This is a genomic window from Oceanobacillus massiliensis str. N'diop (genome assembly GCF_000285495.1).
GTDB classification, from domain to species: Bacteria; Bacillota; Bacilli; order Bacillales; family Amphibacillaceae; genus Oceanobacillus; species Oceanobacillus massiliensis.
On sequence record NZ_HE610977.1, the window covers coordinates 796,332 to 822,428 of the forward strand.

Sequence of the window (26,097 nt, forward strand, 5' to 3'; positions counted from 1 at the left end):
TATACCGCAAAAACTTCTCCACTGCCCGCAGGACGAATATTTCTCCGTCTGAAGTCTGAGAAATACATTTCCAAGTGCTGTTCATTTACAACTAAAAAATTTCCATTAGTATATGATTGCAACTAACTTAAACCTGGCTTATCATAGATAGGTAGAATAAATCAAACCTATACTAGAATGGAGGTGAATACAGATGCTAATAGAATTATTGTCAGATTTGGTTAATGAATGTTCGCCGATTTATCTCTATCTGAGCTTACTGGTTACAATCATTCAATTTGAATTGATTCAACTGGACGACCATAATAAAATGTTTAGAAATGATGTACAGACAAGAAAATCACATGCGCTCCGTTTTCAACTGCTGCCACTGCAAAAAATTAACGCAGCAATGATTGATATACGTAACTGGATTGCCAATAGAACTAAGCGGATTGAAATTCCAGATGATGATAAGGAAGATCCTTCTTTCTCGATTTCCCACAGTAATATAAATCGAGGAGGAGTAACATGGAAGCAACTTCTGTATTCACCAAACTTAAAAAATATAGCCTGCTGATCGGGCTTTTGTTAATTGTATTTCTTGCCGGATGCCAAGGATCGAATGAACCGATAAATGCCGAATCAACAGGCTGGTTCAATCATTATTTTGTTTATTCTTTTTCCGTATTGATTAAATCCATCGCTGGTTTCTTCAATGGTAATTTTGGATTATCCATTATTATCATAACCCTGTTTATCAGACTTGCGCTCATGCCAATTATGTTAAAACAAATGAAGAGCAGCTTTGAAATGCGGGACAAGATGACTGTGCTGCAGCCCGAGATTAAAGAAGTTCAAGATAAGTACAAGAATAAAAAGGATGCTGCATCTCAAAGAGAAATGCAGCAGGAAGTAATGAAGGTATATCAGACCCATCAGGTAAATCCTTTATCTTCACTTGGAGGCTGCCTGCCGATGGTGATTCAATTTCCTATTCTGATTGGATTTTATTACGCCATTCGGAGAACACCGGAAATTGCCTCACACAGCTTTTTATGGTTCAACCTCGGGGAGACCGATATTATTCTTACCCTTACAGCAATTGCAGTATACTATTTCCAGTTTAGAGTTTCGCAAATTGGGATGGATCCAAAAATGAAAAAACAAATGGCTTTAATGGGCTTGCTTTCTCCATTAATGATTGGAATCGTTTCGTTTAATGCTCCCGCCGCTCTGCCTCTATATTGGACAATCGGTGGATTATTTATGATTTGCCAGACATTGATTTCCAAAAGGATGTATCAGAGCTACAAAGATAAGAAAAATCCTGCAGAAGTTTAATCTGCAGGATTTTTTCCATTTTGTTCTTGTAATAAATCTCTTATTTCCGTCAGCAATTGATCTTGCACACTAAGTTCCTCGGCCGCTTCCTCCACTACTTCCTCTTCTTCTCGCTTAAATCGGTTCAGGAAACGGATAACCATGAAAATTGCAAAGGCCACGATAAGAAAGTCAATAAATGATTGAATAAAATTGCCGTATAGCACCTCTGCATCACCAACCGTAACCCGTAAACCTGTAAAATCGATGCCGCCGACCAAGATTCCAATCAGCGGAGTGACGATATTTTCCACAAAAGATGTTACAATTCCGCCAAATGCCGCTCCTATTACTACAGCTACAGCCAGATCGACAATATTACCTTTAAATGCAAATTCCTTAAACTCGCTCCACATCTCCTTCATCTCCTTTTTTAGAATATACTACCACGATACTAATTCGAAAATACACCATTAAATATGGGGGAGATTCCTGACTTTATGATAAATGGAGCATAACCAGATAGGGTTACGCTCCATATTTTACGATTCGTTACATATCATGGTGAACATTATGATTTTGTCTTGAGTGATTTTTGTTCTTTACTTTTTTGGAACCATCCAAAGGCTCACCATACGGTTGTACTGGACTCTGCGGTAAATCCACTTTCTGCTGCTGTTTTGGTCCTTTAGGTTTTCCAGACATCATCGGTTCCTCCCTTCCATTATGATTAGTTTCCAATATAGCCTTCAATTTATTCATCATCGCTTCTCCAAGGAGAATACTATCCTATATCTAAAGAATTAAAAATTAATTTTGGCTGATAAAGCCCGTTATAATAGTATTTAAAAGCCCAAAATAAATAATTGAAAAAGTTTTTTTAAAAAAGGTGGATATTTTCAAAACAAATATGTTATACTATAAACAATTATTGTTGTTCGTTAGAAATACAGGATAGAAAGTATTAACTCTATAGTGATTTCGTCTTGATTTGTAATCTTGAACAAAAATAGTAATAAAAGTGCCAAATGCACATGGAGGTTTTTTCTATGAACACAGGTTCAGTAAAATGGTTTAACGCAGACAAAGGTTTCGGTTTCATCGAAGTTGAAGGTGGAGACGATGTATTCGTACATTTCTCAGCAATTCAAGGCGAAGGTTTCAAAACTTTAGAAGAAGGTCAAACAGTAACTTTCGATATCGAAGAAGGTAACCGCGGACCTCAAGCAACTAACGTTGTAAAAGCGTAAGCTTACTAACAAAAAAAGTCTTCCCATCTGGGAAGGCTTTTTATTTTATCCCCATACAAAAATAAAGCGTTTCTGCTTATCAGCAGAAACGCTTTTGTATTTATTTCAGAAATTCGTCGGTCAAAGCTGTGACGATTTGTTTTTTACGGGATACAACTCCCTTTAATAGGGCTCTGTCATTTTCATCCAATGTTACATCAAATCCAGATTCAACCTTTGCTTTATCCTTGCCGACAGCCAATACTTCTGAATCATTGTTCAGTATATCAGTTGCAACGAACAGGAATAAATTCAGCCCATTGGAATTGACTCTTTCAGCTATCTCATTTACCAATTCATCCTGCAATTTATAGATATCACTTGTATCCACTGCATTTACCTGTGCAATCTCTACTTTAGCTTCACCCATAGAAAACTCTTTCGCGTCCATGGTGATTAAGTCTTTCACAGATTTATCACTTAAATCAGCACCTGCCTGAAGCATTTTTAGACCAAATGTTTCAAGATTGACTTCCGCAATTTCTGCAAGTTCATGTGCTGCATCAACATCTTCATCCGTACATGTTGGTGATTTCAGCAATAAGGAATCCGAGATGATAGCAGACAGGAGAAGTCCTGCCATTTCTTTGGAAACAGTGACATCTTTCTCTTTATACATCTTAAGAAGAATCGTGGCCGTACATCCCACTGGCTCAGCACGGAAGTATAGCGGCTCCCTTGTTTCAAAGTTGGAAATACGATGATGATCAATAACTTCTTTAATCCGCGCATTGCTGATATTTTCTGCACTTTGCTGAAACTCGTTATGATCTACCAAAATAACGTCTGCACCATCTTCAACCTTCTCGATCAATTGTGGCGCTTCCACACTGAAATAATCCAGGGCGTACTGTGTCTCTTTGCCAACGGCTCCCAATCTGGCCGCCACAGCATCTTCCCCTAATTTAGTTTTTAAATCTGCATATACCAATGCTGAACAGATTGTATCCGTATCTGGATTTTTATGTCCGAAAATTAACGTATTAGCCATGTACATTCTCCTTCAACCTATATTATATCCTCTTCTAGATTAACATATTTTTTTTAGGATAGAGTAGCATTTTGGTCTATTCTATTTTTTCTAATGTCTCTGTAATATTCCAAATTCTATCATAGGAAGTATAGTCGTTCAATGCAATGTCAAGATCATGAAAATACCGGTGAAGATTGCGCACATTGGCTGCTTCCTCTTCCTCTAAAGTACGTTGTGACAAATTCACAATAGCATCTAAATCTGTGAGCAAGGATTCATCTGATATATCTGGATCCATCTCGTCAATAGTGTCTATTATAGATTGCGCCTGCTCTCTCTGCTCGTCCCAGTCCAAATTGCTTATTCCACCATAACCTGTTGTTTTATTATAAAATTCATGTGTTCTCGAAACAAAATTCCCTAATTCCCTGTTTTGCTTTCCTACCGTTTCACGAACTCTGGCAATTTCTTCTTTCCCCTCTGACGTTATATCATCCTCACTGACTGCATCTCCCATATCTTCTTCTCCATTGAATATCGATCCTAAATTTAACTGGAAGATATTAAAAAAGAACATGCTTGAAACGGCAATGGTAATCACGATAACGCTGATTAACGTCCAGCCAAACCAGCCCATTTTTGACTTATGTTTTCTTCTTCCCAAGAATGACAACCCCTTGCTATGTTTTAAAACAATATGAGTCTAATAAAAATCTTGTGCTTATTTATGTATACCTATTTAGCCAAATTCCCCTTCCTACTGCTCTAACATAGCCAATGCCTTCTTCTGTATAACTGGATCATGAACTTCCTTGGCACCCGTTCCGGCGATATCAACGACTTTTTTGTAGGAATTAAGCTGTCCATTGAATTCATGCAAAGTCACAATGCAATAGCCTTGCATTCGGGAAGGTGCGATTTCCAGGATAGCTTTATCTGAATATAGCTCATAAATTTTTTCTTCATCCGATTCACTCAGACTCCAATTAATCTCCTGTATTTCTGCGGTTTCCTTTTCCGTTGCAGAAGAAATACCAGGACTAGCAGAGGCCTCTCCCGGCTTTAGGTTTAATGAAATCAGCAGCTTTACAATCTCAGATAAGGCTATAACCACCGCTCCATTGAATAGGTACGGAATAAGTGACATGAGAAAGTATCTCATTTCAAATCCCATAGCTGTCTCATTTCCATAGTTATCATATTCCATCATTTGAGCATTTAGATAGGACTGTATGGCACCTACGACCATAATAACTATTCCAAAATAGAATAGAAACCTGCTCATCAATTTATGTTTTTCCATTTTAATCCCCCCTCTCTTATTATTCGATAAACAGTCGGATATACCTTTATAATTTTTGAAATACTGTTCATATATACCTAATTACATTATAATCGTTACTACTGGAGGGATAAAGATGTCTATAAAACAAAGCCCACTCATAAAGACTTCTGCTAGGTTAAAGGGCGATCAAGTGGTGAACATTCAAGGATAATGAAAAAGAGATATATTATAATAGGTTCAGGAATAGTAGGAGCTAGTACTGCTTATCAGCTTGCCAAGACAGGCGCAGACGTGACGATAGTCGATCGCAGCGATAATGGGCAGGCAACAGATGCGGCAGCAGGAATTATTTGTCCCTGGATATCACAGCGCAGGAACAAAGCATGGTACAGACTGGCAAAAAACGGGGCCCGAATCTATCATGAATTAATAGAACAACTGGCACAGGACGGGCAGATCGATACCGGTTATTCCCGAGTTGGAGCCATCAGCATTCATACCGATGAAGATAAACTTATTGCGATGCGTGAACGCGCGATTAAGCGGCGTGAAGAAGCCCCTGAGATTGGCGAAGTGATTTTACAAAATGCCCAACAGACAAAAGCCATGTTTCCGCTCCTTTCTGATGCATATAGCTCTGTATTTATTAGCGGTGCAGCAAGAGTTGACGGCCGCAAATTACGTCATGCATTACTTAAAGCAGCGATAAAGCATGGCGCACATTTTATAGAAGGTGATGCCCGCCTGATGCACGATGATACAACCGTAACCGGCATTACCATTCAGGGTCAATCTATTGAAGCAGACTGTGTCATAGCAGCAACAGGTGCATGGATGAATGAACTTATCCAGCCACTCGGCATGACTTTTGATGTGACGCCACAGCGAGCACAGATTATGCATTTGCAGGTCCCTGACATAGATACCTCCAATTGGCCAGTTGTCATGCCGCCAGCAGATCAATACATGCTGACATTTGATGACAATCGAATCGTTATCGGAGCCACACATGAAAATGATACAGGCTTCGACTATCGTGTAACAGCAGGCGGATTACATGATATTTTAAACAAAGCTATGGCAATAGCACCTGGGTTGAATGATAGTACTGTCCTCGAAACCCGGGTAGGATTTCGCCCATTCACACCAGGTTTCTTACCCGTTATCGGTCCGCTTCCGGGAATTGACGGGCTGGTTCTTGCTAACGGACTTGGATCTTCAGGCTTAACAATGGGACCATATATTGGCACACAACTAGCCAAACTTGCAAGCGGAGAGGAACTGGAAATAGATTTAAATGACTATCCAGTTTCTGGCGCTGTTAAACAGAGTGAATGTTAACATTCACTCTGTTTCCAAACGGCATTTCCAAAAGCATAATCATCCGGGCAGAGCTTATATACTCCATTATGCCTGACCCTGCAATTGCCCATACCGTTTAACATTATATTGCAGTCAACTGTATATTTACAGTTACACAAGATTTTGATAATCTAATTTTAGAAGCGAAAGAGGTGGGTGCAGTTTGAAAGGAAACATTATCATTCTGATTATCGTTGCTTTTGTAGTTATTGCTCTTTTATTAACCTGGTTTTGGATGCAGGTTGTGATCAAAGATTTTGAGGTTGAGCAAAGGGCATTATCCGAAGCAGTGAATTATATGATTAAATCATAAAACCAAGGTTATGATTTCCTTGGTTTTTCGTTTACATATAGTAAGCCATCTTTTTGCCAATAGAGTTCCCTTATGAACACAATTCTTATCTTTTCTGTTGAAAATCTACGTATCCATCTATCTGTATTATGCACCATTTTTTATGATTCCCCCTCATTCTGGCTCCATCCTCATTCATCTTCACCGAGTTAATCTATTGATTATTTACAGAGCATATGAGTGGCCTCTATAAAATGGATAAAGCCAAAGAATGAATATTCCTCCCTCCCTGGAGCAAAGTACTTTTGCGCCAAAAGCAGAACGTCTCTCCCCGTTTCCGGCAGATCCGAAATACAGATAAGTTCGTTCATTGTAATATAGGTATCATCATCAAATGGAATCAGTACACCTGCTGCAAGTTCACCGATCTTCGGAGTGCTAATTTTTTTACTATAAAAACAAACTTGCTTTATTTCCATACTGACTGCATCCTGGAATAATAATATCTTTCCCCTGCCGTCCTTTGACTTGATAACACGGTATAATCCTGGCTTGATATCTGACCAGCTTATCAGGATGTCCCTAAGCTTGGAATTCTTCGACAGCAGCCTCTTTTTATTTTCCCTGAGGAATTGCTGATATACAGTCAAATCTTCAGCGTCATCCGGCAAACAGAAAATAGCCATCCAATATAACTGCAGATACAGAATCCGTTTCCATTCCTCCGATATCTGAATATGCGAAACCAATATTTCTAAATTTCTGCTCACAGTGTCTCCATTGTAATAATCGTGGTAGAATAACAGATCGTCCAAAATATCAATTAATTCTTTTTGGATTCTTTCGGTGTAATAAACTACATTTGGATTTGCAGTTGATTCCATAAAATTACCATCCCTTCTCGTATATTTTTCAATAGTTTAGCATGGTGTAATTATTTCTGCAGAATGCAAATTGCCATAAACCCTGCATATAATGCCTTTAAAACGGAGATTCCTCTTAATCAAAAAGTTATTTCACGCCAAAAAAAGTACACTATTTTATAAAATTGGATAAAAAAATAAACAAGCAAATATACTTGTCCATAAAAATTAATGCTTATTTAATTGATGAAGCGATATTCTTCTGATGAACATTTGATTCAAGATGTTCATTTCCATGCATCCAATCTTGATATGCGGCTGTTTTTCTTTCCATGATTTATTGCTATTTAGCTGCGGTCGCTTTATTTTCCTCGAGTATATGTTTTATTACGTGCAGATTCTGGAATACTTCTTTTTTTACGTTCCTTTGAAATAACCTAAAGAAAATACTGCCCACCCCTGTTGCATGCAATGTTGCATTATTGACGAGCAGTGTTTGGTTCTCTCCCTTTGTGCTAATTTCATATATCATCGTATAGTGAAAAAACTTCCCAATTGCTTCCATCGACAGCTTCTGATTTGGTATACGCTCAAGGACAGTAATATCCTCATATGCTTGTCTTCCAAGCACGTCACGATATAAACGATACGTCGCACCATCTTGCCTATTGCCATTTGCCGTAATCGGAACTATTTGTTTGACAGCATAATTCCATTTTGTATAGTTCTCTACCTCCTCTAAGAATGCAAATACATGTGATGAAGCCGTATCGATCATCAAACTATTGCTGAACTGAATCATAAAGCTCCTCCTTATTCAATGGAAATAGAAATATTTTTTGATAGATTTAATTCCCTATTTTGCATTTCCTCTGTCGCATATTTCTTTTCCTTCCCTCTAACAGCAAAGGATGAGCCGCGACTCGTAATGAAGCCTCCTTAACCCAAATGCTATCCAAAATCCACATTAACCTTCCTGTTGTGCAGTAAATAAAATTGTTTAGCCATAAAGGACGGGGTATAAGGCATATCATTTTTGAGCCATGCTACAATCGTCCCAATCAAAGCGGAAGAATCATACCAAATTAAAATATCGTCTTGAATTCCAGCCTTTCGAATGACAGACTGACTCCCCTTACTTTCCACCCTGGAGACAATTTTGTCTTTCAACAGCTTTAATAAGCTATCTCTAAAAACCGGTACACTCTTGGATGTTAAAAGTACTTTATAGAATTTGGCATTTTCCGAAATATACTCCAGAAAACTGGCCATTAAGCTCCAATCCTGATCACTGGAAGCTTCAACATCAGTGGAATATGTTTGGCTCATTACAACAGAAATCTCCTGCACCATCTCATCCGCCATTTTTTCCACCATATCCTGTATGTCTTTGTAATGTAAATAAAAAGTGACACGATTAATTGTCGCTCGTTCGGCCAGACGATTGACCGTTATTTTTTCTATGTCCATTTCCTGAAGCAACTCGACAAGGGCATCTTTAAGCAATTGCCTCGTACGGAGGATACGAGGGTCTATGCGTTTCTTTTTGTTATCCATCTCTGCGATTTTCCTTTCATAACTCAATCTAAGCTACACTTATCTAAATACTGTCTTATATCATTTTGATAAACTACAGAATTTACGATTATGCAAACTAAGAGACATTTACTTAAAAAGTGTAACTTGTAAACGCCATTTAATACAAATATAATCTAATTTATGTGTTGTTAATTATACTACACTTTGTAAATAAATCACCTTATTTTTTCTTAATTGTATTTTTAAAGATTTTATTAACGTTTATTATCGGCGATGCAGCAGCGCGGGCTCACGCAATGCAAATGTTTAACAGATTTACACGGAGCCAGCCGCAGCGCTCGTGGAGTGATATAAGGCGTCATCTATAACGTCGCCGGGCCGCCAACAAAAAAGCATACAAATAGAGCTTATTTTTTTGAAAGGATGAATGAGATTGAGCAATAATATTACAATGGATGAAAGCAGCACGATAAAAAAGATACCAATTTTGACTATTATGATTGTAGGTGCCTTCCTTACAACGTTTAACCAGACGATTATGACCGTCGCCCTTCCGACATTAATGGAAGAATTTAATATATTACCATCAACAGGCCAGTGGCTTACAACAGGTTATATGCTGGTGAATGGTGTATTGATACCTATTACAGGTTTCTTGATGAAACGATATACCACTCGTCAGCTATTTCAAACTTCCATGTTTATTTTCCTTGCTGGATCGATCATATCCGCACTTGCAGCCAATTTCCCTATCCTCTTGACTGGACGTTTGGTGCAAGCTGCTGGTGCAGGGATTATAATGCCGCTGCTTATGAATGTAGTTTTGTCATTATTCCCCCCGCATAAGCGTGGGTCAGCTATGGGATTTGTTGGACTTGCGATTATCTTCGCACCTGCCATCGGTCCTACTATAGCAGGATATGTATTAGAAACGTTACCATGGCAAGCATTGTTTTATGGTATGATCCCTTTTACCTTGATTATTATTATTTGCGGATTTATTTATTTGAAAAATGTATCTGAAACATTCCATTCAAAAGTCGACTTTATCAGTCTTGTTCTCTCAACTGTTGGATTCGGTACGCTGCTGTATGGCTTCAGTGAGGCGGGAATTGCAGGCTGGTCCAATAGATGGGTAATCGCTTCTCTTATCATAGGGATTGCAGCACTTGTCCTGTTTACATGGAGACAGCTCACCTTGCAAAATCCGTTCCTTGATTTAAGGGCATTTAAATATAAGATGTTTTCGTTAACAACCATTATTAATATCGGGGTTACCATTATGATGTACGCAGATATGATTTTGCTGCCGCTTTATCTGCAAACTGCTCGTGGCTTTACGGCGCTGGAATCCGGATTATTAATGATGCCCGGAGCCCTGCTAATGGGCTTGCTTAGCCCGGTTGTCGGTAAATTATTCGATCGATATGGAGCAAAATGGCTTTCCGTCATCGGTATCGTAGTGATTCTCGTGACAACCTACAGCTATACTAATTTGACTGACGCAACGACCTATATGTTTCTTATTATGCTCTATACAGGACGCCGTATCGGTATGGCACTGTTCCTGATGCCAATACAAACTGCAGGCTTAAATCAACTACCTGCCAGCCTTAATGCTCACGGAACTGCGATTTCCAATACCGTTCGACAAGTTGCCGGTGCAATAGGAACCTCTTTGCTTGTAACGATCATGACGAGCAGAACCAATGTTCATCTTCAGGAACTAATGTCTGCAGGCAGTACAAGCGGCACTACAAAAGAACATATGGTAATGGAAGCCTCTATACAGGGAATAAATGATGCATATTTCACTATACTAATCTTCGGTGTAATCAGCTTATTCCTGTCCTTCTTTATTAAGCGTGTTGATCAGGCTCCTGAAGAAGATACGAAGGAAAACTTAAAGAAAGAACAGAAAATGCAAGGATAAAATATGATATTCAGCACTATCTTAACGCTATGAAATACGTTATTATCCGTTTTCAGCTTTACTTTTAGAAGCATTAAACAGCGGTCTCTGATTATAGAGAGACCGCTGTTTTTTCTTTCATTCATGCGATTGATTCTATTCGGCTTCACGATAGCCCGTGTTTGCTTTTACTTTCACTTCGGCATAGCGTTTGACATCATATTCTTTTGAGAACAGCGTACCAAGGTAGCCGCCAATAAAGCCAAGCGGCACACTCACTAGTGCTGGGTTTTCCAATGGAAAAATCGGGTTACCTACGAAAAGGGCAGCTCCTTCTTCTGGTGAAAATACACTTGGGCTGAGTGATACTAAAACAAGTGCCGACACCAATCCAGAAACAATTGCCCATATTGCTCCAGATGTATTGAAACGCTTCCAGTATATGGTATATAGAATTACCGGCAAGTTTGCACTAGCAGCGATACAGAATGCCAATGATACCAAGAATGCTACGTTCAAGTATTGTGCACCCAATGCCAATAATATAGATAGCACCGAAACCGATAGTGCTGCGTAACGGGCTGCTAACATCTGCTGCTTATCCGTGGCCTTCCCTTTTTTAATGATCTGTCCGTAAATATCATGAGCGAATGCTGATGCCCCAGATAATACGAGACCTGCTACAACTGCCAGTATTGTCGCGAAGGCAACTGCAGATATAAATGAGAATAATATATTTCCGCCAATCGCCTCTGCCAATAACGGTGCAGCCATATTTCCACCAGAGTTGGCCGCAAGAATATCACTTTGTCCAACAAATATTGCCGCTCCAAAACCGAGGAAAAGGGTTAGGATATAAAAGATTCCGATGGTCCATGTTGCTGTAATTACAGAGCTTCTCGCTGTTTTTGCGTCCTTCACAGTGAAAAAGCGCATCAAAATATGCGGCAATCCGGCAGTACCGAGAACTAGCGCAAGCATTAAGGAAATCGTTCCTAATGGTGAATCGTATTGAATTCCCGGATTTAAATAATCGGCCCCATGGCTTGTCGCTGATTTTACCTCGGTAAACATTGCCAATATATTGAAATTGAATTTCCATAACACAATGAATGTAATAATAATCATGCCTGCCATCAGCAGTACCGATTTGGTAATCTGTACCCAGCTCGTTGCGATCATGCCACCGAATAGAACGTATATGGTCATCATTACCCCAACGATTAATACAGCGATCCAATAAGGGATATCAAATAGAAGTTGAATGAGTGCTCCCGCACCAACCAGCTGCGCAATCATATAAAACAAAACAATTGTAATCGTACTAAGTGCTGCTACTCCCCTCACCCTTTTGGCATCGAATCGCGAATTGATCATATCTGCAAGGGTATACTTTCCAAGATTCCGCAATGGCTCTGCAACCAATAGCAATACAACCAAATAAGCAATCAGAAAGCCAATGCTATAGAAGAATCCATCAAATCCATTTAAAGCAATCGCTCCAGCGATACCAAGAAAGGATGCCGCCGATAAATAATCTCCAGCGATTGCAAGCCCATTTTGCCAGCCCGTCAATCCACCGCCTGCTGTATAGAAGTCTCCTGTGGACTTAGTTTGTTTTGCTGCAAAATACGTAATGATAAGTGTAAGTAGTACAATCGCAAGGAAAAGTATAATAACCGTAGCATCCATTAGGCCTTATCCCCCTTTTTAATTTGATTCTCTATAATCCGATCAACCTCTTCATCAAAGGAAGCAGCCTTCTTCACATAAATTGAGCATACCACCCATGTCATGATAAATTGGGCCACCGCGAAAATCCATACCCATGAGATATCACCCACCGCTGGCGTATTCAAAAAAGTGGTATAAGACGTTAAGATTGGCAATAGAAAGTAAAACACAAGAAAGAATATCGTCACCGGAACAATAAATTTCTTTTTGTTTGCCATAAACTGTTGAAACTGCGGGCTGCTTTCGACTTTCTCAAAATCTACCTCGCTCTTCCCTCGATCAGCTACTTGTTTCAGCTCAGCCATCAAATCATCCTCCCGTTTCATTATTCATTAAAATGATCTGCCATTTCCACTATCCCTGCCCCAACTCCTCTTATTTCCATTTACAAATCACCTCACGATGTGTAAGCGCTTACTAAATAGTATAATTATTATGAACATAGATAAGACAAAGAAAGCGTCAACGGTTAAATATTTTGTCTGAATGGCCTTCATACGATCTTTAATGGGAATAGAAATGCTTCCATCCTTCCTTTAATTTCTAAACGTCTTTAATATGGTTTTGCTTGCTGATCGACTCACAGGGATCTTAGTCCTGTCCTTATCTTTCAATGTAATATTACTCGTCCCGTTAAACCATGGCGTAATTTCTAAAACATGATTTAAATTGACCAGGTAGCTCCGATGGGCACGGAAAAAGAAATGATCGAACAGCTTCTTCTCCAATTCCTGTAACGTCATCCTGCTCATGATTACCTTATCCTCCGTATGGATCTCCAGCAACCGATTATTGGGTACAGCATAAAAGATTGAATCAGGAGATAAAACCACCATCCTTTCTCCGTCATCGATCAATAATTTGGATGTGGATGGTCTTTCCTTCTCCTCCATTATCATCTCCTGTTTTTTAGCTAAAGTCTTTCTGATTCGGTCCATCGCCTTCGTAAATCGCGTCTCATCATAAGGCTTTAATAAATAATCAATAGCTTCCACCTCAAACGCATCCAGGGCATATTCATCATAAGCAGTAGTGAATATAAATAATGGCGTTTGCCCATCAGATATTTCCGTAATATATTTAGCCGCTTCAATTCCTGTCAGTCCCGGCATCTCGACATCGAGGAAAATGACGTCTGGATGATGTTCCGTGTATCGCTCAATAACCTGTTCACCCGTTTCCGCATGCGGCATGATGCTGACATCCTTCATATCCTTCAATAGATAGAGCAATTCCTTTCTTGCCATCATTTCATCCTCAGCAATCATCACTCTTATATTCATCTCATCACCTGCTTTTCCACAAGTTCACTCGGAACTGGAATAGAAAACTTGATTTCACTGCCGCTATTTGGCAAATTCCTTATATGCAGCCTGGCTGATTCACCAATTAAACGAACGAGTCTCTGGTTCACATTGTATATACCTGTTCCACCATTCTCATTCCCTGTTAAAGGTTTATGACTGACAATCGGTAATAGATGCTTTGGAAAACCCGATCCATTATCCCGAACCGAGATTGAGATCTCTTTATCTATTTTTACTATATTAATTTCCACTTTTGCTTGCTTCGTGACATCTTTAAGACCATGTTGAACGGCATTTTCAATTAGCGGCTGAATCGTTGACGGCGGAAGATAGATAGGAGGTAATGGATCCGGCATATTCAGCTCCAATTGAAGTCTTCCGCGGAATCGTTCCTGAATAATTGCCCCATATGCCTTAACATGCTCACATTCCTTTTCCAATTCAACTAGTGATTTCGATACCAATCTCAGGTTAAATCGCATATAGCTTGCCAGCTGCAACGTGAGGTGACGAGCAGTCTGTGGATCTTCACGAAATAATGATGCAATCAGCTGCAGGGTATTAAATAAGAAATGAGGATTAATTTGCGCCTGAAGATTTCTCAGCTCCGCATCCCGGATATGGTCTTTTAGCTTTTCCGTTGTGAGCACATTAAGCTGATTCGAGATGAATTGCCCCAAACCTTCTGCCATCATCAGCTCTACTGGTGAAATATGCTGTGCCTTGCGGAAATAGAACGTAATTAGACCGGTAAAAGTCTCTGCTTCTGTAATCGGAATCATAATTGCAGCTTCTAAGGGACACCTCTCATGCTGACAATGCAAATCCGTTTTCAGGTAGGTCACTTGCAATTCACCCATTTGAAGGCTTTTTAATGCAAGCGGTGCAGAAAGCTTATCACCCGGTTGATGATGACTATCTCCTAACCCGATATGCGCCAGAACTTCCTGCTTATCGGCTATCGATACAGCAGCGAGCTTCAAACGATCATACAGCAAATGGGCAAGGCCTGTAGCGACCTCCTGATTCGAATCTTTTTTCAGATAAGGCAATGCCTCTTCAGCAATGGTCAGTGCCTGTTTCGTAGCAAGCGCTGCTTCATTTTCCTGTTCTCTTAAAACAATACCGATCATTGCGGTAAAAATGGCAATTGCAATACTATTGGATAGCACGAGCGGTAAGCCGATCCGATCCACGACAGTCACCATACCATTCCCATCTGTATACATGATGAGCAGTAATTGCATTTGTAAAATAGGAGGGAAAACGCCAATGAATAATGCTTTATGGGGTGGAATTACCCGTTCATTGGAAAAAAATCTTGCCGTCATCCCCGCAAGCCATCCTGTCAATGGATTGACCAGGCCATTTGCAAGCCAGCCAATTCCACCAAGAAATATCAAGTGTCCTCCCGCAATCAATCCAGCACCAAGGCCGACAATCGGTCCGCCAAGTAAGCCCGCAATCACAATCGCAACCAGACTTGAACTGACAATCAATTGATCATCTGCAACCGGAAAGATAATAAAGTTGCGAATGATTTCAGCCTCTTCTGTTAGGCTGATACTTGTCGCAGTACTGGCCATGCCGAATATTCCAAATACCAAAGCATGAAGGAGTGACATTTTCATACTGTATTCCCGATATAATAATGATTTGAAGCCCGGAGTTCGTGTCATCACAAAGGCAATAACAAGCAATAGACCCAGGCGTTCGAATAAAATAATCGTTAAGTCCTTCATGTGTCATCTCTCCTTGATGACATACCTGTTTGGGATTTGATGAAGAATTCCCTATATTCCTGGACCGATTGCGAATTTTTTAATGAAAAGATGGTTCCCAGATAGCCTCCCAAAAAACCAATGGGAATTGCAATAATCCCAGGGTTATAAAGGGGGATTACAGCCTCACCTTCAATCCATCCTCCATCCAGATTCATAATATGCGGTCCAAGCAGAACAAATGCAAGCGATGCAGCAAGTCCGCTGACCATAGCCGTTATCGCACCAGTTTGGGTGAAGCGCTTCCAATAAATCGTTAACACTAATACAGGAAAATTACTGGATGCGGCAACAACAAACGTCATTGAGACGAGAAATGTCACGTTAATTGTCTCCAACCGCAGGGCAAATAGAGTGGAAATGATGCCAATCCCTACGGCAGTCCACCGAGCTGCCAGTAATTGTTCTCTCTCAGTTGATTTACCCTTTTTTAAGATATGGTGAAAGATATCATGGGAAAACGCCGTGGTAGCAGATATTACAAGCCCAGCGACGACAGCAACAATGGTTGTAAAGGCAATCGCAGATACGAATGCCAATAGAAAATCTCCTCCCACCTCTCTCGCCAAAAGAGGTGCAGCCAAGTTTCCGGTCGGGTCATTTGCAATTAAAGTGTGATAGCCGAGCAGGGCAACCGTCCCAAGTCCCAATATGAGTGTCATCAAATAAAATAAACCGATGATCCAGGTTGAACTTATCAAAGAGCGCCGGACCTCTAATGTATTGCGAACGGTGAACAGTCTGAGCAGTATATGCGGCAGTCCAGCTGTACCAAGAACTAAAGCAAGCTGCAGCGAAAAGAATTCAATTGGGTTTCCAAACAGATGACCAGGTATGAAAAAACTGTCACCAAGGGGACTCCCTTTCTTGGCCTGTTTTATTAACGCAGACAAATCCCAATGGAAATTGGAAAATACGATTAAGGAAAGCAAAAATGTACCGGACATGAGGACAACAGTTTTCACAATCTGAACCCATGAGGTCGCAACCATTCCTCCAAACACAACGTATACCGTCATCAGTCCACCGATCACCAGAACCGATATAGAATAATCTATATCCAATAATAAGCGAAGCAAAAATCCCGAGGCGACAAGTTGCGGAATCATATAAAGTATGGATATCATAAAGGTACCAAGCGCCAGCATCCAGCGCATTCTATCACTTGGAAAACGGGAACAAATAACATCGCCCAGCGAATACTTTCCAAGACGGTGTACAGGTTCGGCTACTACAAACAAAACGACTAAATAGGAAACTAAGAAGCCAATCGAATATAAAAATCCATCATAGCCATTGATAGCAATCATCCCGACCACACCGAGAAAGGAAGCTGCGCTGATAAAATCGCCAGCAATTGCCAACCCATTCTGAAACCCTGTCAAACTGCCTGAAGCGATATAGAAACGATTCGTTGTATTACTTCGTTTGGCTGCCCAATATGTAATAATTAAGGTGCAGACAATGATACAGAGAAAGAATAAAAAATAAGTAAGATTCACAACAACTCCCCCTGCTTGATTTCTTCCACTTTCCGGTCAAAATTTTTCGCTTTAACATGATAGATCCATCCCATCATCCAAGTCATCGGGATTTGCAAAAAACCATACAGCCATGCCCAACTCATGCCTTGAATAAAGCTTATTCGATTCATCACGTCCGGGAAGAAGATCAGTGACAATGGAAGCAGAAAGTAAAATAAAAACACTAATCCTAAAGACAGAGTCATCATCCGCTTCTTCTCATAGATCAAGCGCCATATATGCTCTTCCATTCCCATCCCTCCAAGACATCCCAATTGAACTATCAGTATATTTTATCAATTCGAATAATAAACGAATTGGTAATCGTTGTAAAGGTATTTGTCCGGAAAAATGAGGAAAAGGCCAGACTCAGAATAACCGATGTAATAAATTAAAACGAGAGCTGGGACATTACTAAAAAAGCCATTATAAAAAGTAAAATCCGAACTGATTTTGCATCGTTCGGATCCTACTTTGACTCATATACTGTTGTCCCTGCTTCGTTTTACGGTAGTCGCACCGTTAAGATATTCATAAATCTGTCTGTATATCTTAAAGGACTTCTATTGCTTAATCCACTTATCAACTATTCTTGCATTCTTTCCAAATCTGCCTTCTCCAAATCCTCTTGAGAACGTTTCGCGTCTTTAATGAAATAAGAAATAATCAATCCAATAAATGATAGGATAGCCACCACTATGAATGCTATATTCACACCATAGATATCTGGATTCACTATTTCCCTGCTTGCTGCCGATTCCTCAGATGTCGTCATGACCGTAACGAGAATCGCTGTTCCCACAGAGGCCGCTATCTGCCTCATTGTGTTATCCATTGCCGCTCCATGCGGAATCAGTCTATTTGGCAATTGATTCAATCCTGCCGTAGCAATCGGCATCATAACCATAGATAAACCAAACATTCTAACGCTGTACATAATGGTCATGAAAGCTAATGATGTATTCGTATCTAATCGAATGAACGCTAAAGAAGAAACAGTAATAATCGCTAAACCAACCATCACTAATTTTCTGGCACCAAACTTATCAAATATCCTGCCCGTAATCGGAGACATAAGTCCGGTGATTAACGCTCCCGGTAGCAATGTCAGACCAGCTTCAAATGCAGTAAAATCACGCATGTTCTGCATGTATAGCGGAATCAATGTCTCGACACCGATGAGTCCCATAAAGACAATCATCCCAATAGCAACCGCTAACGGGAAAATGGAATACGTAAAAACTCTGAACTCCAGCATCGGGTGCTTTAGCCTTAACTGTCTCAGGATAAACAATACAAGCGCTATTGCTCCAATGGCTAAAGATACGACGGTCACGCCGGCTAACCAACCATGATTCCCGGCTGACGTAAATCCATAAAGCAGTCCACCAAACCCAAACGAAGATAAAATAACAGAAAGAATATCTAATTTAGGTTTCTGTAATTCCGTAACATTCTTCAGTGCGAAAAACGCGACTGCAATATCGATAATGGCAATCGGCAGAATAATAAAGAATAAGATCCTCCATGAATAATGCTCCGTCACATAACCAGACAACGCTGGACCAATTGCCGGCGCAAATGAAATCACAAGTCCTATCAATCCCATTGCCGCACCGCGCTTATGAACAGGGAAAATCATTAAGAATACAGTCTGCATCAGCGGAAGCATAACCCCCGCACCAACAGACTGGATTACCCGTCCGATTAACAATGTGGAAAAATCAGGAGCAATCCCAGCTACTAATGTACCAACAGCAAATATACTCATTGCAGTGATAAACAGCTGTCTTGTGGTAAAACGTTCTAATAAAAACGCACTTACAGGAATCATAATCCCACTGACTAACATAAACACCGTTGTCAGCCATTGAGCGGTATTTGCGGTAATGCCCATTTCTTCCATAATCGGAGGAATTGCCGTAATCATTAATGTTTGATTCAATATGGCAATAAACGAGCCCGCTAATAATAATGTAACAATCATATTCCTGTTTATATCTTTTTGCATACCCTTCCCTCTCTCCTGCTCTCTATCTATTTAACTTATAAAGTCCATTCACTTTATACAGAATACATGATTAAATATTATTAATCTATTAGTAAGTTTTAGATTTTATTTGGAGTGTTCGGAGAGGGGATGATCGGTAGCTAAAAGCCATACCCCACTAACTTTCAATTCCGCAGGTCATGGCTTGTTTATAGAGTAATCCTTACACATCTGCTGCACAGCGAAATCCCATATTACCAGTTGAACTATCTATCGTATTAGAACTTCGAGCCGCTACCCGGTAACGGTTGCAATATGACTTATGACATAGATAGGAACCGCCGCGCATTACTTTTGGTGTTTGATTATTGACTCTCAATTCATCAATCTTTCTATCTGGATGATTCGTAAACCAATCCGCACACCACTCCCAAACATTACCCGACACATTATATAGTCCAAATCCATTCGGGGGAAAAGATTGGGCGGGAGCCGTGCCCAGATAACCGTCATCCAGCGTATTTTCTTGAGGAAATTTCCCTTGCCAAATGTTGCAGTGATGCTCCCCATTAGGTGTTAGCTCATCACCCCAGGGATATCTTTTCTGTTCCAGCCCTCCGCGGGCAGCATATTCCCACTCCGCTTCTGTCGGAAGTCGCTTACCCGCCCACTGACAAAATGCAAGTGCATCATTCCATGATACATGAATGACCGGATGATCTAAGCGGCTTTCAATCGTTGAACCTGGCCCCTCCGGCTGAAACCAATACGCTCCTTCCATTGCGAGCCACCAAGGCGTTCATATCAGAGGGGGTGTTTCTTTTCAAGATTATGCTTTATTTTATCAAGCTTTTTTATCAATCGCTCACATAGATAAATAGGATGAATTTCTTCAATTAGTGTGCCGAAGGACAAAAGATAACTATCTAGCCAAGTATTAATGGGGAAATTTGCTGCAACGGTGTATGAGCCATCTTTATTTTTCGTAATCATATGATCTTCAAACTCATCGTAGACCCGATATGCTCCGTGGGAGGCAATTCGGATACTTATAGGTATGGAAGATTCCCCTGCTTGTTTTTCGGCATCTTTTATTGCATCTACTGCTGGTCTCATGCTAAATGTTTGTTCTGAAACATTCACTTGATCCATGCGACTAATTTTAAAAATACGAAAATCCTTTCGCCATAAACAATATCCAGAAAGATACCAAGCATTCTTTTTGAATAATAATTGAAGCGGCTCTACTTCTCGTACACTTTGCTCACCCAGTGAATTAAAATAGCGAAATCGAATGACAAATTGCTGGGAAATAGCATCTCTTAATAGGATGAATAACTGTTTCTTCTTTTCTCCACTTCCCCATGGGGAAAAATCAACATCAATCCAGTTTGCTGTTTCTTTTTTAAACAGACGGGCTACTTTCTTTAAGATGAGGTCGGTATTTGGAAAATCGGTGACTGCTAACGTCTGCAGTCCAACTAATATATCTTCTTGTTCATTACTTGTTAACATGGAAGCATTGAAGGAGTATCCCTCTAATAGGGAAATTCCTCCGCCTCTTCCCTTATTAGCATAGATAGGAATTCCTGCCCCACTTAAGACATCCACATCTCTATAGATTGTTCTTACGGATACCTCAAAGTGCTCCGCCAATTCCTTCGCAGTAACCACTTTTCTATCCAACAAGAGATAGATGATTTCAAAATGTCGACTAATGGTCATGTGAAATCCTCCTACTTCGCTTTACAAGAATTTATCTTCTTTTTTCTTTAAGAATTTCTCCAATGCTTGCTCACTGTCAATTCCCATTCGCTTGCCCAAAACCATAAGCCACCAAAAAGACTCAGCTATCTTGTGCTCTAAGTCCGCTTCTGGATCTGTCCCTGTTGGCCACCTTTCTTGGTGGGCCATTGCTAATCTTCCCACAAGTGCCGCATCGGTAAGAAATGCAAGTGCGTCTTCCTCTATTGCCCATTCTGAACCATGATATTTTTTCTCAAGCTGATGATACGCTTCTCTAATTTCCAATGAACGATTAACCGCGTTATTAAAATCCATTCTCTTTTATCTTCCTTTCCTGGTTTGAACTGTGGTGTGAACAACTTGTCACATGGTCATCCACCATTCCAATAGCTTGCATAAAGGAGTACATTGTTACGGGGCCAACAAATTTGAAACCCCTTTTTTTCAAATCCTTACTAATCTGACTTGATAGTGATGTTTGAGCAGGGACTTGTCCATCCGAATTCCATTGATTAATTATTGGTTTAAAATCGACATAGCTCCATAAAAATGATGAAAAGCTTTCAAACTCCTTTTGTATCTTTATGACCGCTTGTGCGTTATTTCTAACGGATTGGAGCTTAGCAAAATGTTTAATAACATTATATTGTTCTTTTAAATTCATCAAATCTTTATCGCTTAATGTCGAGCAATAACTAATATCAAAATTATGAAATGCTTTTTGATAAGCCTCTCGCTTAGATAATACAATACTCCAAGATAAACCAGCCTGTGCACCTTCCAGTGTCAGCATTTCGAATATATATTGGTCGTCAGTAGCTGGTACACACCACTCTTTGTCGTGATACAATTTCATCATATGATTATTTCCCGGCCAGGAACATTCCATTTTCATTCCACTCCTTTTTCCAGTTTGTGATTACTATACCATCCTAAATAAGACATGGGTATGTCATATTTAAAAATAATTAGTACCTCGTTTTTTACAAATATATATGAACTAAAGTTCCCCTTAAGGTAAACAAAAATCTATTTTACCTTAAAGGGAATTTTTATATCTATCTTATTCTATGTTGCAAATTCCTTTGAATAGTAACACTGTTTATACCCCAGTGAAAGCCGATAAACAGTCACTTTGCTCGGCACTATTATCTTTTAGCTTTTTCTCTCTTTTCTTTTTTCCATAAATGTCCCGGCCAAAATGCGAATCGACCTAATACGGTTGTCAGTGCTGGTACTAGTAAAGGTCTCACTACAAAGGTATCTAATAGTACACCGATAGCAGTCACTGCACCAAACTGAACTAATACTTCTAACGGCATCACTGCGAGCGCAGAAAAGGTTCCAGCTAAAATAAGGCCAGCTGAAGTAATTACACTACTCGTCTCTTCCACGCCTGATGCGATGGCGTCTTTAATTGGCATTATTTTAGATTTTTTCCATATGCTTGAAATCATAAAAATATTATAATCCCCGCCAAGCGCTACTAAAAATACAAAAGCATATAGAGGGATTAATCCCTGCATGGCACTTGTTTCCATCCCGTAGTGTATCAGAATCCAACCTAGCCCTAATGCAGTCATAAAAGATAATACAACTGTTATAAGGAGGTAAGCCATTGCTATGATGGAGCGTAGATAAACTAGTAATAAAAGTGCAATGATTATTAACACGACAGGGATAATTCTATTTTGATCCGCCTTCGTAATTTTATAGGTGTCATATAGTTCTGCTGTTTCTCCGCTTATCCATACTAGTTTTTCTGCCTCATCAATCCCCGTTTTTTCTAAAATCTCAACAGCAGTCTGATTAATTACTGGTATTTGTTCTGTAGCTTCAGGGGAATACGGGTCAATAGCTAAGATCACTTGATACTTTTGGATATCCGGATTATTCTTACCGCTAGTTGGCTCCTCAACCTTATTGACAACTTCCAGCGATTCTAAGTTCTCTTTCAAATGGATGTCTTGTCCCTTTGTATCCATAATGACCTCGATAGGAGCTATCTCCCCTTTAGGATAATGATCAGAAATTATCGAAAATCCTTCACGGGAAGGCATATCTTCCGGGAAAGATTCTAGCATCCCATACGTATACTCAATTTTGGGTACAATCAATGCAAACCCACATAAGAATATTAGAGTTATGATAATTATACGCCACGGTTTCTCCGTAACAAGCCGACCTGTTGCTTTACTAAATCGACTCCTTGTTTTTTGATGACGCACCGGCTTTCCTTTTTTCTTCTCTAATCGGTCTGTCATTTCTTCCGTTCTCGGGATAAAAGGATAAAAAGCAATTCTACCAAAAATTGACAATAAAGCTGGTAAAAGTGTTATTACAGCTATTGCCATAACCAATATGGATAGGCTAAATGGTACAGCAAAGCGGTCATAAGATGCATAGTTTGCCAAGGACAGTGCTAGTAATCCAAGAACAGTCGTTAGTCCACTCATTAAGATTGCTCCACCAGAATTGGCTAATGCAAATTGAAGTGCTTTATATTTGTTTGGCTCTAGCTGCAATTCATCACGATATCTTGATACGAGGAATAAACAGTAATCGGTACCTGCACCAAATAAAAGCACCGTCATTATTGAAATTGCTTGCGAATCAACAACGATCCATCCTTCTCTTGCCATCATGCCGAGTAACGGACTAATTAATCCATAGGCGAACCCAACTCCTATTAACGGTATAATCGCTAATATTGGCGAGCGGTAGAGGATGATTAACAGTATTAAAACAAGCAGGACAGTAGCAATCAACAAGGTAAAATCTGCTTGTGAAAAGAGCTCTGTTGCATCTGTTTGGATTCCAACTGCTCCTGTAAACCGAACATGCAGACCTTCATCTGTTAATGCTTTACTTAATGGTTGTTCTTGAGTAACCGTTGTTATTATTTCCTTCAAGGAATCTAATGCAATTTTTAATTCATCGGCACTGGCGTTTTCATCAAAGAAAATAGGTGTTGTTAATGCCTCACCATCCTCAGAAGCACTGTTTAATAGTGCCTCCCCTGGTAGATTGCCAAGGGGTGGAACCATCGTTTGCTGATAAAGGGGTTCCTCCTGCAGCGTTTTGTATAAGGATTGAATGGCATTCACATCATCTTCATTTAACCCTCCATCCCGATACCATGCTAGCAATAGTGGAATACCACCATCTGTAGGGAATTCTTCCGATATAATGTTTGCCGCTTGCAAACTCATTGCATCTTCAGGCAGCAAATTATTCATATTTGATTCTTCTTCATTTACGGCTGGCCAAATGGCAGACAACAATATGATGCTAATCACCCATACCAGTAAGGTAATCCATCTACTTTTAGATCCCGCCACGACCCGACCTAAGTTATTTAATAATTTATTCACTAAGGCTTCTCCTCTTTTCCAATCCATTCTAATAATTAATTATATATACTGGTCAGTTAATTTTCAATTGCTTTTTATTCGCTATGGTATACTTAATTTAGGCTCTTTTCGTAAGTATTGTTGTTATTTCTAATTTTGTATTTGATAGAAACTGCGACGTAACAGCAACGGCCGATTTCCGCTTCGGGCAGTCGCTTTCCGCGGGCACCGCTTCAGCTTCATAATTGGATTCAGAAAGCCAAATCATAGCGGAGGAAATACACGGAGACTCCAGCGGGAAAGCGAAGACGCTAAGACCCCACAGAGAGCGAACTTTGCGAGCGAGGAGGCTTAGTGCGAGCCCGCGGAAAGCGCAGTGTATTTCCGGAGCCGGGGATAAAGCATCATCAAATTACGTCGTAGTTTATATACTTTATGTAAATACAACAATATTTGAGAAAACATCCTTAATTTATAATTAGTATGAAGGGTGAAAAAATAATGGTTAGTAACTCAACTCGTTCACTTGGCAGACCCCGGGCTAGTGAACAAAAGCAACCTACATAACAATTGATATTAGAAGCTGCAACTACTTTATTCTTAGCAAAGGGCTACAAGGAAGTTTCTGTTGATTATGTTGCAGAGAAATGTAATGTTACGAAAGCTACTGTTTACTATTACTATTCAACAAAGGCAGAGCTCTTTACTCAATCACTCATAATATTAATGGAACGAATTCGAGATAACATGCAACTTATATTAAAAGAGGAACCTTCGCTATATTCAGGATTAAAGAAGGTAGCAATCGCACACCTTAAGGCCACAGTGGATATCGATATTGAATTTTTTTTGCGGGAAGCGAAAAACGCGCTATCCGCTGATCAGATTAGGCAAATTAATAATGCAGAAGAAAATATGTATGATGTCGTGGAATTCGCGTTTACTGAAGCCATGAATAAACAGGAAATTCCATCTGTTAATCCTACTTTTGCCACTCATACCTATATGGCATTGATGAAGGTTGGGAATTACAAGGATACAGAGGGAAACCCGATTTTCCCAACCGTCCCTGAAACTGCAGAGCAACTAATTGGGTTTTTTTGGAACGGAATTTTTCCGCACAATAAAAAGGAATGATCGGAGAGAAAGCATCTGCTTCATTTACTGTATAATTCTTAAGCTCTAGTAAGTCATCAAAGTGTTTCCCCCTACCAATCATTCGCATTTTGGTTATTTTGTTAGAATTAGTGTGAAGAGTCTGCCATTCCAAATTGATTAGAAAGCTCTTGTAAAGGGTAGAATACCTCTATAAAATAAATGAGGTGATGGGAATGTCTAACATGATAAAACAAGAAGAAATGGAAACCTTAAGAGAGTTAATCCAAGACGTAGACACTGCCATGCTGACTACGTTAACGGAGGAAGGACTTATTTCTCGCCCTATGAAAACACAAGAAGTAGAGTTTGATGGCGACTTATGGTTTTTCACTAAAAAAGACACTGATAAGTATGAAGAAATACTACATGATCAGGATGTTAATGTTGCTTATGCAGGTAAATCATATGTCTCCGTTCGTGGAAGAGCGGAAATCGTTGAGGATTTAGACAAGAAAAAGGAATTATGGAGCAAAACATATGAGAAGCTTATGAAAGTCTCTTATGATGATCCGAACCTTGTCCTAATAAAGGTAAAAGCGGAAGCAGCCGAATACTGGGAAACTGGTAATTTCACGAAAAGAATCGCCTTTCTCTATAAGCGTATGACAGGGCAGGATTCTAACTCAGCAGATGTAAATGAAACGGTTGAATTGGATAAATAAAAAAATGGGTTGTCCGATTATAGGAC

General features: G+C 39.8%; 27 protein-coding genes and 1 pseudogene. 8 read left to right on the plus strand and 20 right to left on the minus strand.

Going from position 1 to position 26,097, the window contains the following annotated elements:
- Positions 1–193 precede the first annotated feature (193 nt).
- Together OMHG_RS09460 and yidC are read left to right on the plus strand one after the other, a co-directional pair.
- Positions 194–559 (plus strand): hypothetical protein, encoded by a 366-nt coding sequence (locus tag OMHG_RS09460; protein WP_010650378.1) that lies wholly within the window; start codon positions 194–196, stop codon positions 557–559.
- Positions 511–1,323, plus strand: coding sequence for a membrane protein insertase YidC (gene yidC, locus OMHG_RS09465; protein ID WP_010650379.1), 813 nt, complete (start codon positions 511–513; stop codon positions 1,321–1,323). The genes OMHG_RS09460 and yidC overlap by 49 nt, the downstream gene beginning before the upstream one ends.
- On the opposite strand, the gene mscL is transcribed toward yidC, so the two are convergent.
- Complete coding sequence (gene mscL / locus OMHG_RS09470) at positions 1,320–1,718, minus strand: large conductance mechanosensitive channel protein MscL (RefSeq protein ID WP_010650381.1); 399 nt, start codon at positions 1,716–1,718, stop codon at positions 1,320–1,322. The two genes, yidC and mscL, sit on opposite strands and share 4 nt — an antisense overlap.
- A gap of 136 nt (positions 1,719–1,854) precedes the next feature.
- Complete coding sequence (locus tag OMHG_RS09475) at positions 1,855–2,064, minus strand: small acid-soluble spore protein P (RefSeq protein ID WP_010650384.1); 210 nt, start codon at positions 2,062–2,064, stop codon at positions 1,855–1,857.
- Positions 2,065–2,351: 287 nt separating this feature from the next.
- Here OMHG_RS09475 and OMHG_RS09480 point away from each other — a divergent pair, with 287 nt between their 5' ends.
- Positions 2,352–2,552 (plus strand): cold-shock protein, encoded by a 201-nt coding sequence (locus OMHG_RS09480; RefSeq protein ID WP_010650385.1) that lies wholly within the window; start codon positions 2,352–2,354, stop codon positions 2,550–2,552.
- Between the two features lie 100 nt (positions 2,553–2,652).
- Here the strand turns inward: OMHG_RS09480 and OMHG_RS09485 are convergent, their stop codons facing one another.
- The 3 genes from OMHG_RS09485 to OMHG_RS17535 form a co-directional block, all read right to left on the minus strand.
- Positions 2,653–3,582 (minus strand): manganese-dependent inorganic pyrophosphatase, encoded by a 930-nt coding sequence (locus OMHG_RS09485; RefSeq protein ID WP_010650386.1) that lies wholly within the window; start codon positions 3,580–3,582, stop codon positions 2,653–2,655.
- Between the two features lie 76 nt (positions 3,583–3,658).
- A complete protein-coding gene (locus tag OMHG_RS09490) occupies positions 3,659–4,228 on the minus strand; it encodes a hypothetical protein (RefSeq protein ID WP_010650387.1) in 570 nt (189 codons plus the stop codon).
- Positions 4,229–4,321: 93 nt separating this feature from the next.
- Positions 4,322–4,867: a hypothetical protein gene (locus OMHG_RS17535; RefSeq protein WP_010650388.1), complete on the minus strand. Its 546-nt coding sequence runs from the start codon at positions 4,865–4,867 to the stop codon at positions 4,322–4,324.
- A gap of 192 nt (positions 4,868–5,059) precedes the next feature.
- On the opposite strand from OMHG_RS17535, the gene OMHG_RS09500 reads away from it, so the two are divergent.
- Positions 5,060–6,190 carry an NAD(P)/FAD-dependent oxidoreductase gene (locus OMHG_RS09500; RefSeq protein WP_010650389.1) on the plus strand — a complete coding sequence of 377 codons (1,131 nt, stop codon included), beginning with the start codon at positions 5,060–5,062 and terminating at the stop codon, positions 6,188–6,190.
- Positions 6,191–6,374: 184 nt separating this feature from the next.
- The gene (locus OMHG_RS18315) at positions 6,375–6,524 is read left to right on the plus strand and encodes a hypothetical protein (protein WP_154648230.1); all 150 of its coding nucleotides are present in this window, start codon (positions 6,375–6,377) and stop codon (positions 6,522–6,524) included.
- Positions 6,525–6,724: 200 nt separating this feature from the next.
- On the opposite strand, the gene OMHG_RS09505 is transcribed toward OMHG_RS18315, so the two are convergent.
- From OMHG_RS09505 to OMHG_RS09515, 3 genes are all read right to left on the minus strand, one after another.
- Positions 6,725–7,387 carry a hypothetical protein gene (locus OMHG_RS09505; protein WP_010650390.1) on the minus strand — a complete coding sequence of 221 codons (663 nt, stop codon included), beginning with the start codon at positions 7,385–7,387 and terminating at the stop codon, positions 6,725–6,727.
- A gap of 322 nt (positions 7,388–7,709) precedes the next feature.
- On the minus strand, positions 7,710–8,168 hold the full coding sequence (locus tag OMHG_RS09510) for an SRPBCC family protein (RefSeq protein ID WP_010650391.1): 459 nt from the start codon (positions 8,166–8,168) through the stop codon (positions 7,710–7,712).
- A gap of 149 nt (positions 8,169–8,317) precedes the next feature.
- A complete protein-coding gene (locus OMHG_RS09515; protein ID WP_010650392.1) occupies positions 8,318–8,923 on the minus strand; it encodes a TetR/AcrR family transcriptional regulator in 606 nt (201 codons plus the stop codon).
- Positions 8,924–9,332: 409 nt separating this feature from the next.
- Between OMHG_RS09515 and OMHG_RS09520 the strand changes: the two genes are divergently transcribed.
- The gene (locus OMHG_RS09520) at positions 9,333–10,838 is read left to right on the plus strand and encodes a DHA2 family efflux MFS transporter permease subunit (protein ID WP_390621670.1); all 1,506 of its coding nucleotides are present in this window, start codon (positions 9,333–9,335) and stop codon (positions 10,836–10,838) included.
- A 135-nt stretch (positions 10,839–10,973) separates the two neighbouring features.
- Here the strand turns inward: OMHG_RS09520 and OMHG_RS09525 are convergent, their stop codons facing one another.
- The 12 genes and pseudogenes from OMHG_RS09525 to OMHG_RS09580 all read right to left on the minus strand — a co-directional run bounded on the left by OMHG_RS09525 (position 10,974) and on the right by OMHG_RS09580 (position 24,272).
- Positions 10,974–12,509 (minus strand): solute symporter family protein, encoded by a 1,536-nt coding sequence (locus OMHG_RS09525; protein ID WP_010650394.1) that lies wholly within the window; start codon positions 12,507–12,509, stop codon positions 10,974–10,976.
- Complete coding sequence (locus OMHG_RS09530) at positions 12,509–12,856, minus strand: DUF485 domain-containing protein (protein ID WP_010650395.1); 348 nt, start codon at positions 12,854–12,856, stop codon at positions 12,509–12,511. The genes OMHG_RS09525 and OMHG_RS09530 overlap by 1 nt, the downstream gene beginning before the upstream one ends.
- Before the next feature lie 231 nt (positions 12,857–13,087).
- Positions 13,088–13,834: a LytR/AlgR family response regulator transcription factor gene (locus tag OMHG_RS09535; protein WP_010650397.1), complete on the minus strand. Its 747-nt coding sequence runs from the start codon at positions 13,832–13,834 to the stop codon at positions 13,088–13,090.
- Positions 13,831–15,600, minus strand: coding sequence for a LytS/YhcK type 5TM receptor domain-containing protein (locus OMHG_RS09540; RefSeq protein WP_010650399.1), 1,770 nt, complete (start codon positions 15,598–15,600; stop codon positions 13,831–13,833). Before OMHG_RS09540 ends, OMHG_RS09535 begins: the two co-directional genes overlap by 4 nt.
- Positions 15,597–17,141 (minus strand): solute symporter family protein, encoded by a 1,545-nt coding sequence (locus OMHG_RS09545; RefSeq protein ID WP_010650401.1) that lies wholly within the window; start codon positions 17,139–17,141, stop codon positions 15,597–15,599. Before OMHG_RS09545 ends, OMHG_RS09540 begins: the two co-directional genes overlap by 4 nt.
- Positions 17,138–17,413 carry a DUF485 domain-containing protein gene (locus tag OMHG_RS09550; protein ID WP_010650404.1) on the minus strand — a complete coding sequence of 92 codons (276 nt, stop codon included), beginning with the start codon at positions 17,411–17,413 and terminating at the stop codon, positions 17,138–17,140. Before OMHG_RS09550 ends, OMHG_RS09545 begins: the two co-directional genes overlap by 4 nt.
- 335 nt (positions 17,414–17,748) lie before the next feature.
- Entirely contained in the window at positions 17,749–19,173 is a 1,425-nt protein-coding gene (locus OMHG_RS09555; protein WP_010650407.1) for a DHA2 family efflux MFS transporter permease subunit, read from the minus strand.
- A 202-nt stretch (positions 19,174–19,375) separates the two neighbouring features.
- A pseudogene (locus OMHG_RS09560) lies at positions 19,376–19,951 on the minus strand (formylglycine-generating enzyme family protein); the annotation flags it as partial.
- Positions 19,952–19,956: 5 nt separating this feature from the next.
- A complete protein-coding gene (locus tag OMHG_RS09565) occupies positions 19,957–20,877 on the minus strand; it encodes a helix-turn-helix transcriptional regulator (RefSeq protein ID WP_010650410.1) in 921 nt (306 codons plus the stop codon).
- Positions 20,878–20,898: 21 nt separating this feature from the next.
- Positions 20,899–21,213: a MazG-like protein gene (locus OMHG_RS09570; RefSeq protein WP_010650412.1), complete on the minus strand. Its 315-nt coding sequence runs from the start codon at positions 21,211–21,213 to the stop codon at positions 20,899–20,901.
- Complete coding sequence (locus OMHG_RS09575) at positions 21,203–21,793, minus strand: DNA-3-methyladenine glycosylase I (RefSeq protein WP_202594346.1); 591 nt, start codon at positions 21,791–21,793, stop codon at positions 21,203–21,205. The genes OMHG_RS09570 and OMHG_RS09575 overlap by 11 nt, the downstream gene beginning before the upstream one ends.
- Positions 21,794–22,046: 253 nt before the next feature.
- Complete coding sequence (locus OMHG_RS09580) at positions 22,047–24,272, minus strand: MMPL family transporter (RefSeq protein ID WP_010650416.1); 2,226 nt, start codon at positions 24,270–24,272, stop codon at positions 22,047–22,049.
- A 549-nt stretch (positions 24,273–24,821) separates the two neighbouring features.
- Here OMHG_RS09580 and OMHG_RS09585 point away from each other — a divergent pair.
- Together OMHG_RS09585 and OMHG_RS09590 are read left to right on the plus strand one after the other, a co-directional pair.
- Complete coding sequence (locus OMHG_RS09585; protein WP_010650418.1) at positions 24,822–25,388, plus strand: TetR/AcrR family transcriptional regulator; 567 nt, start codon at positions 24,822–24,824, stop codon at positions 25,386–25,388.
- A 194-nt stretch (positions 25,389–25,582) separates the two neighbouring features.
- Entirely contained in the window at positions 25,583–26,071 is a 489-nt protein-coding gene (locus OMHG_RS09590) for a pyridoxamine 5'-phosphate oxidase family protein (protein WP_010650420.1), read from the plus strand.
- Positions 26,072–26,097: the final 26 nt, after the last annotated feature.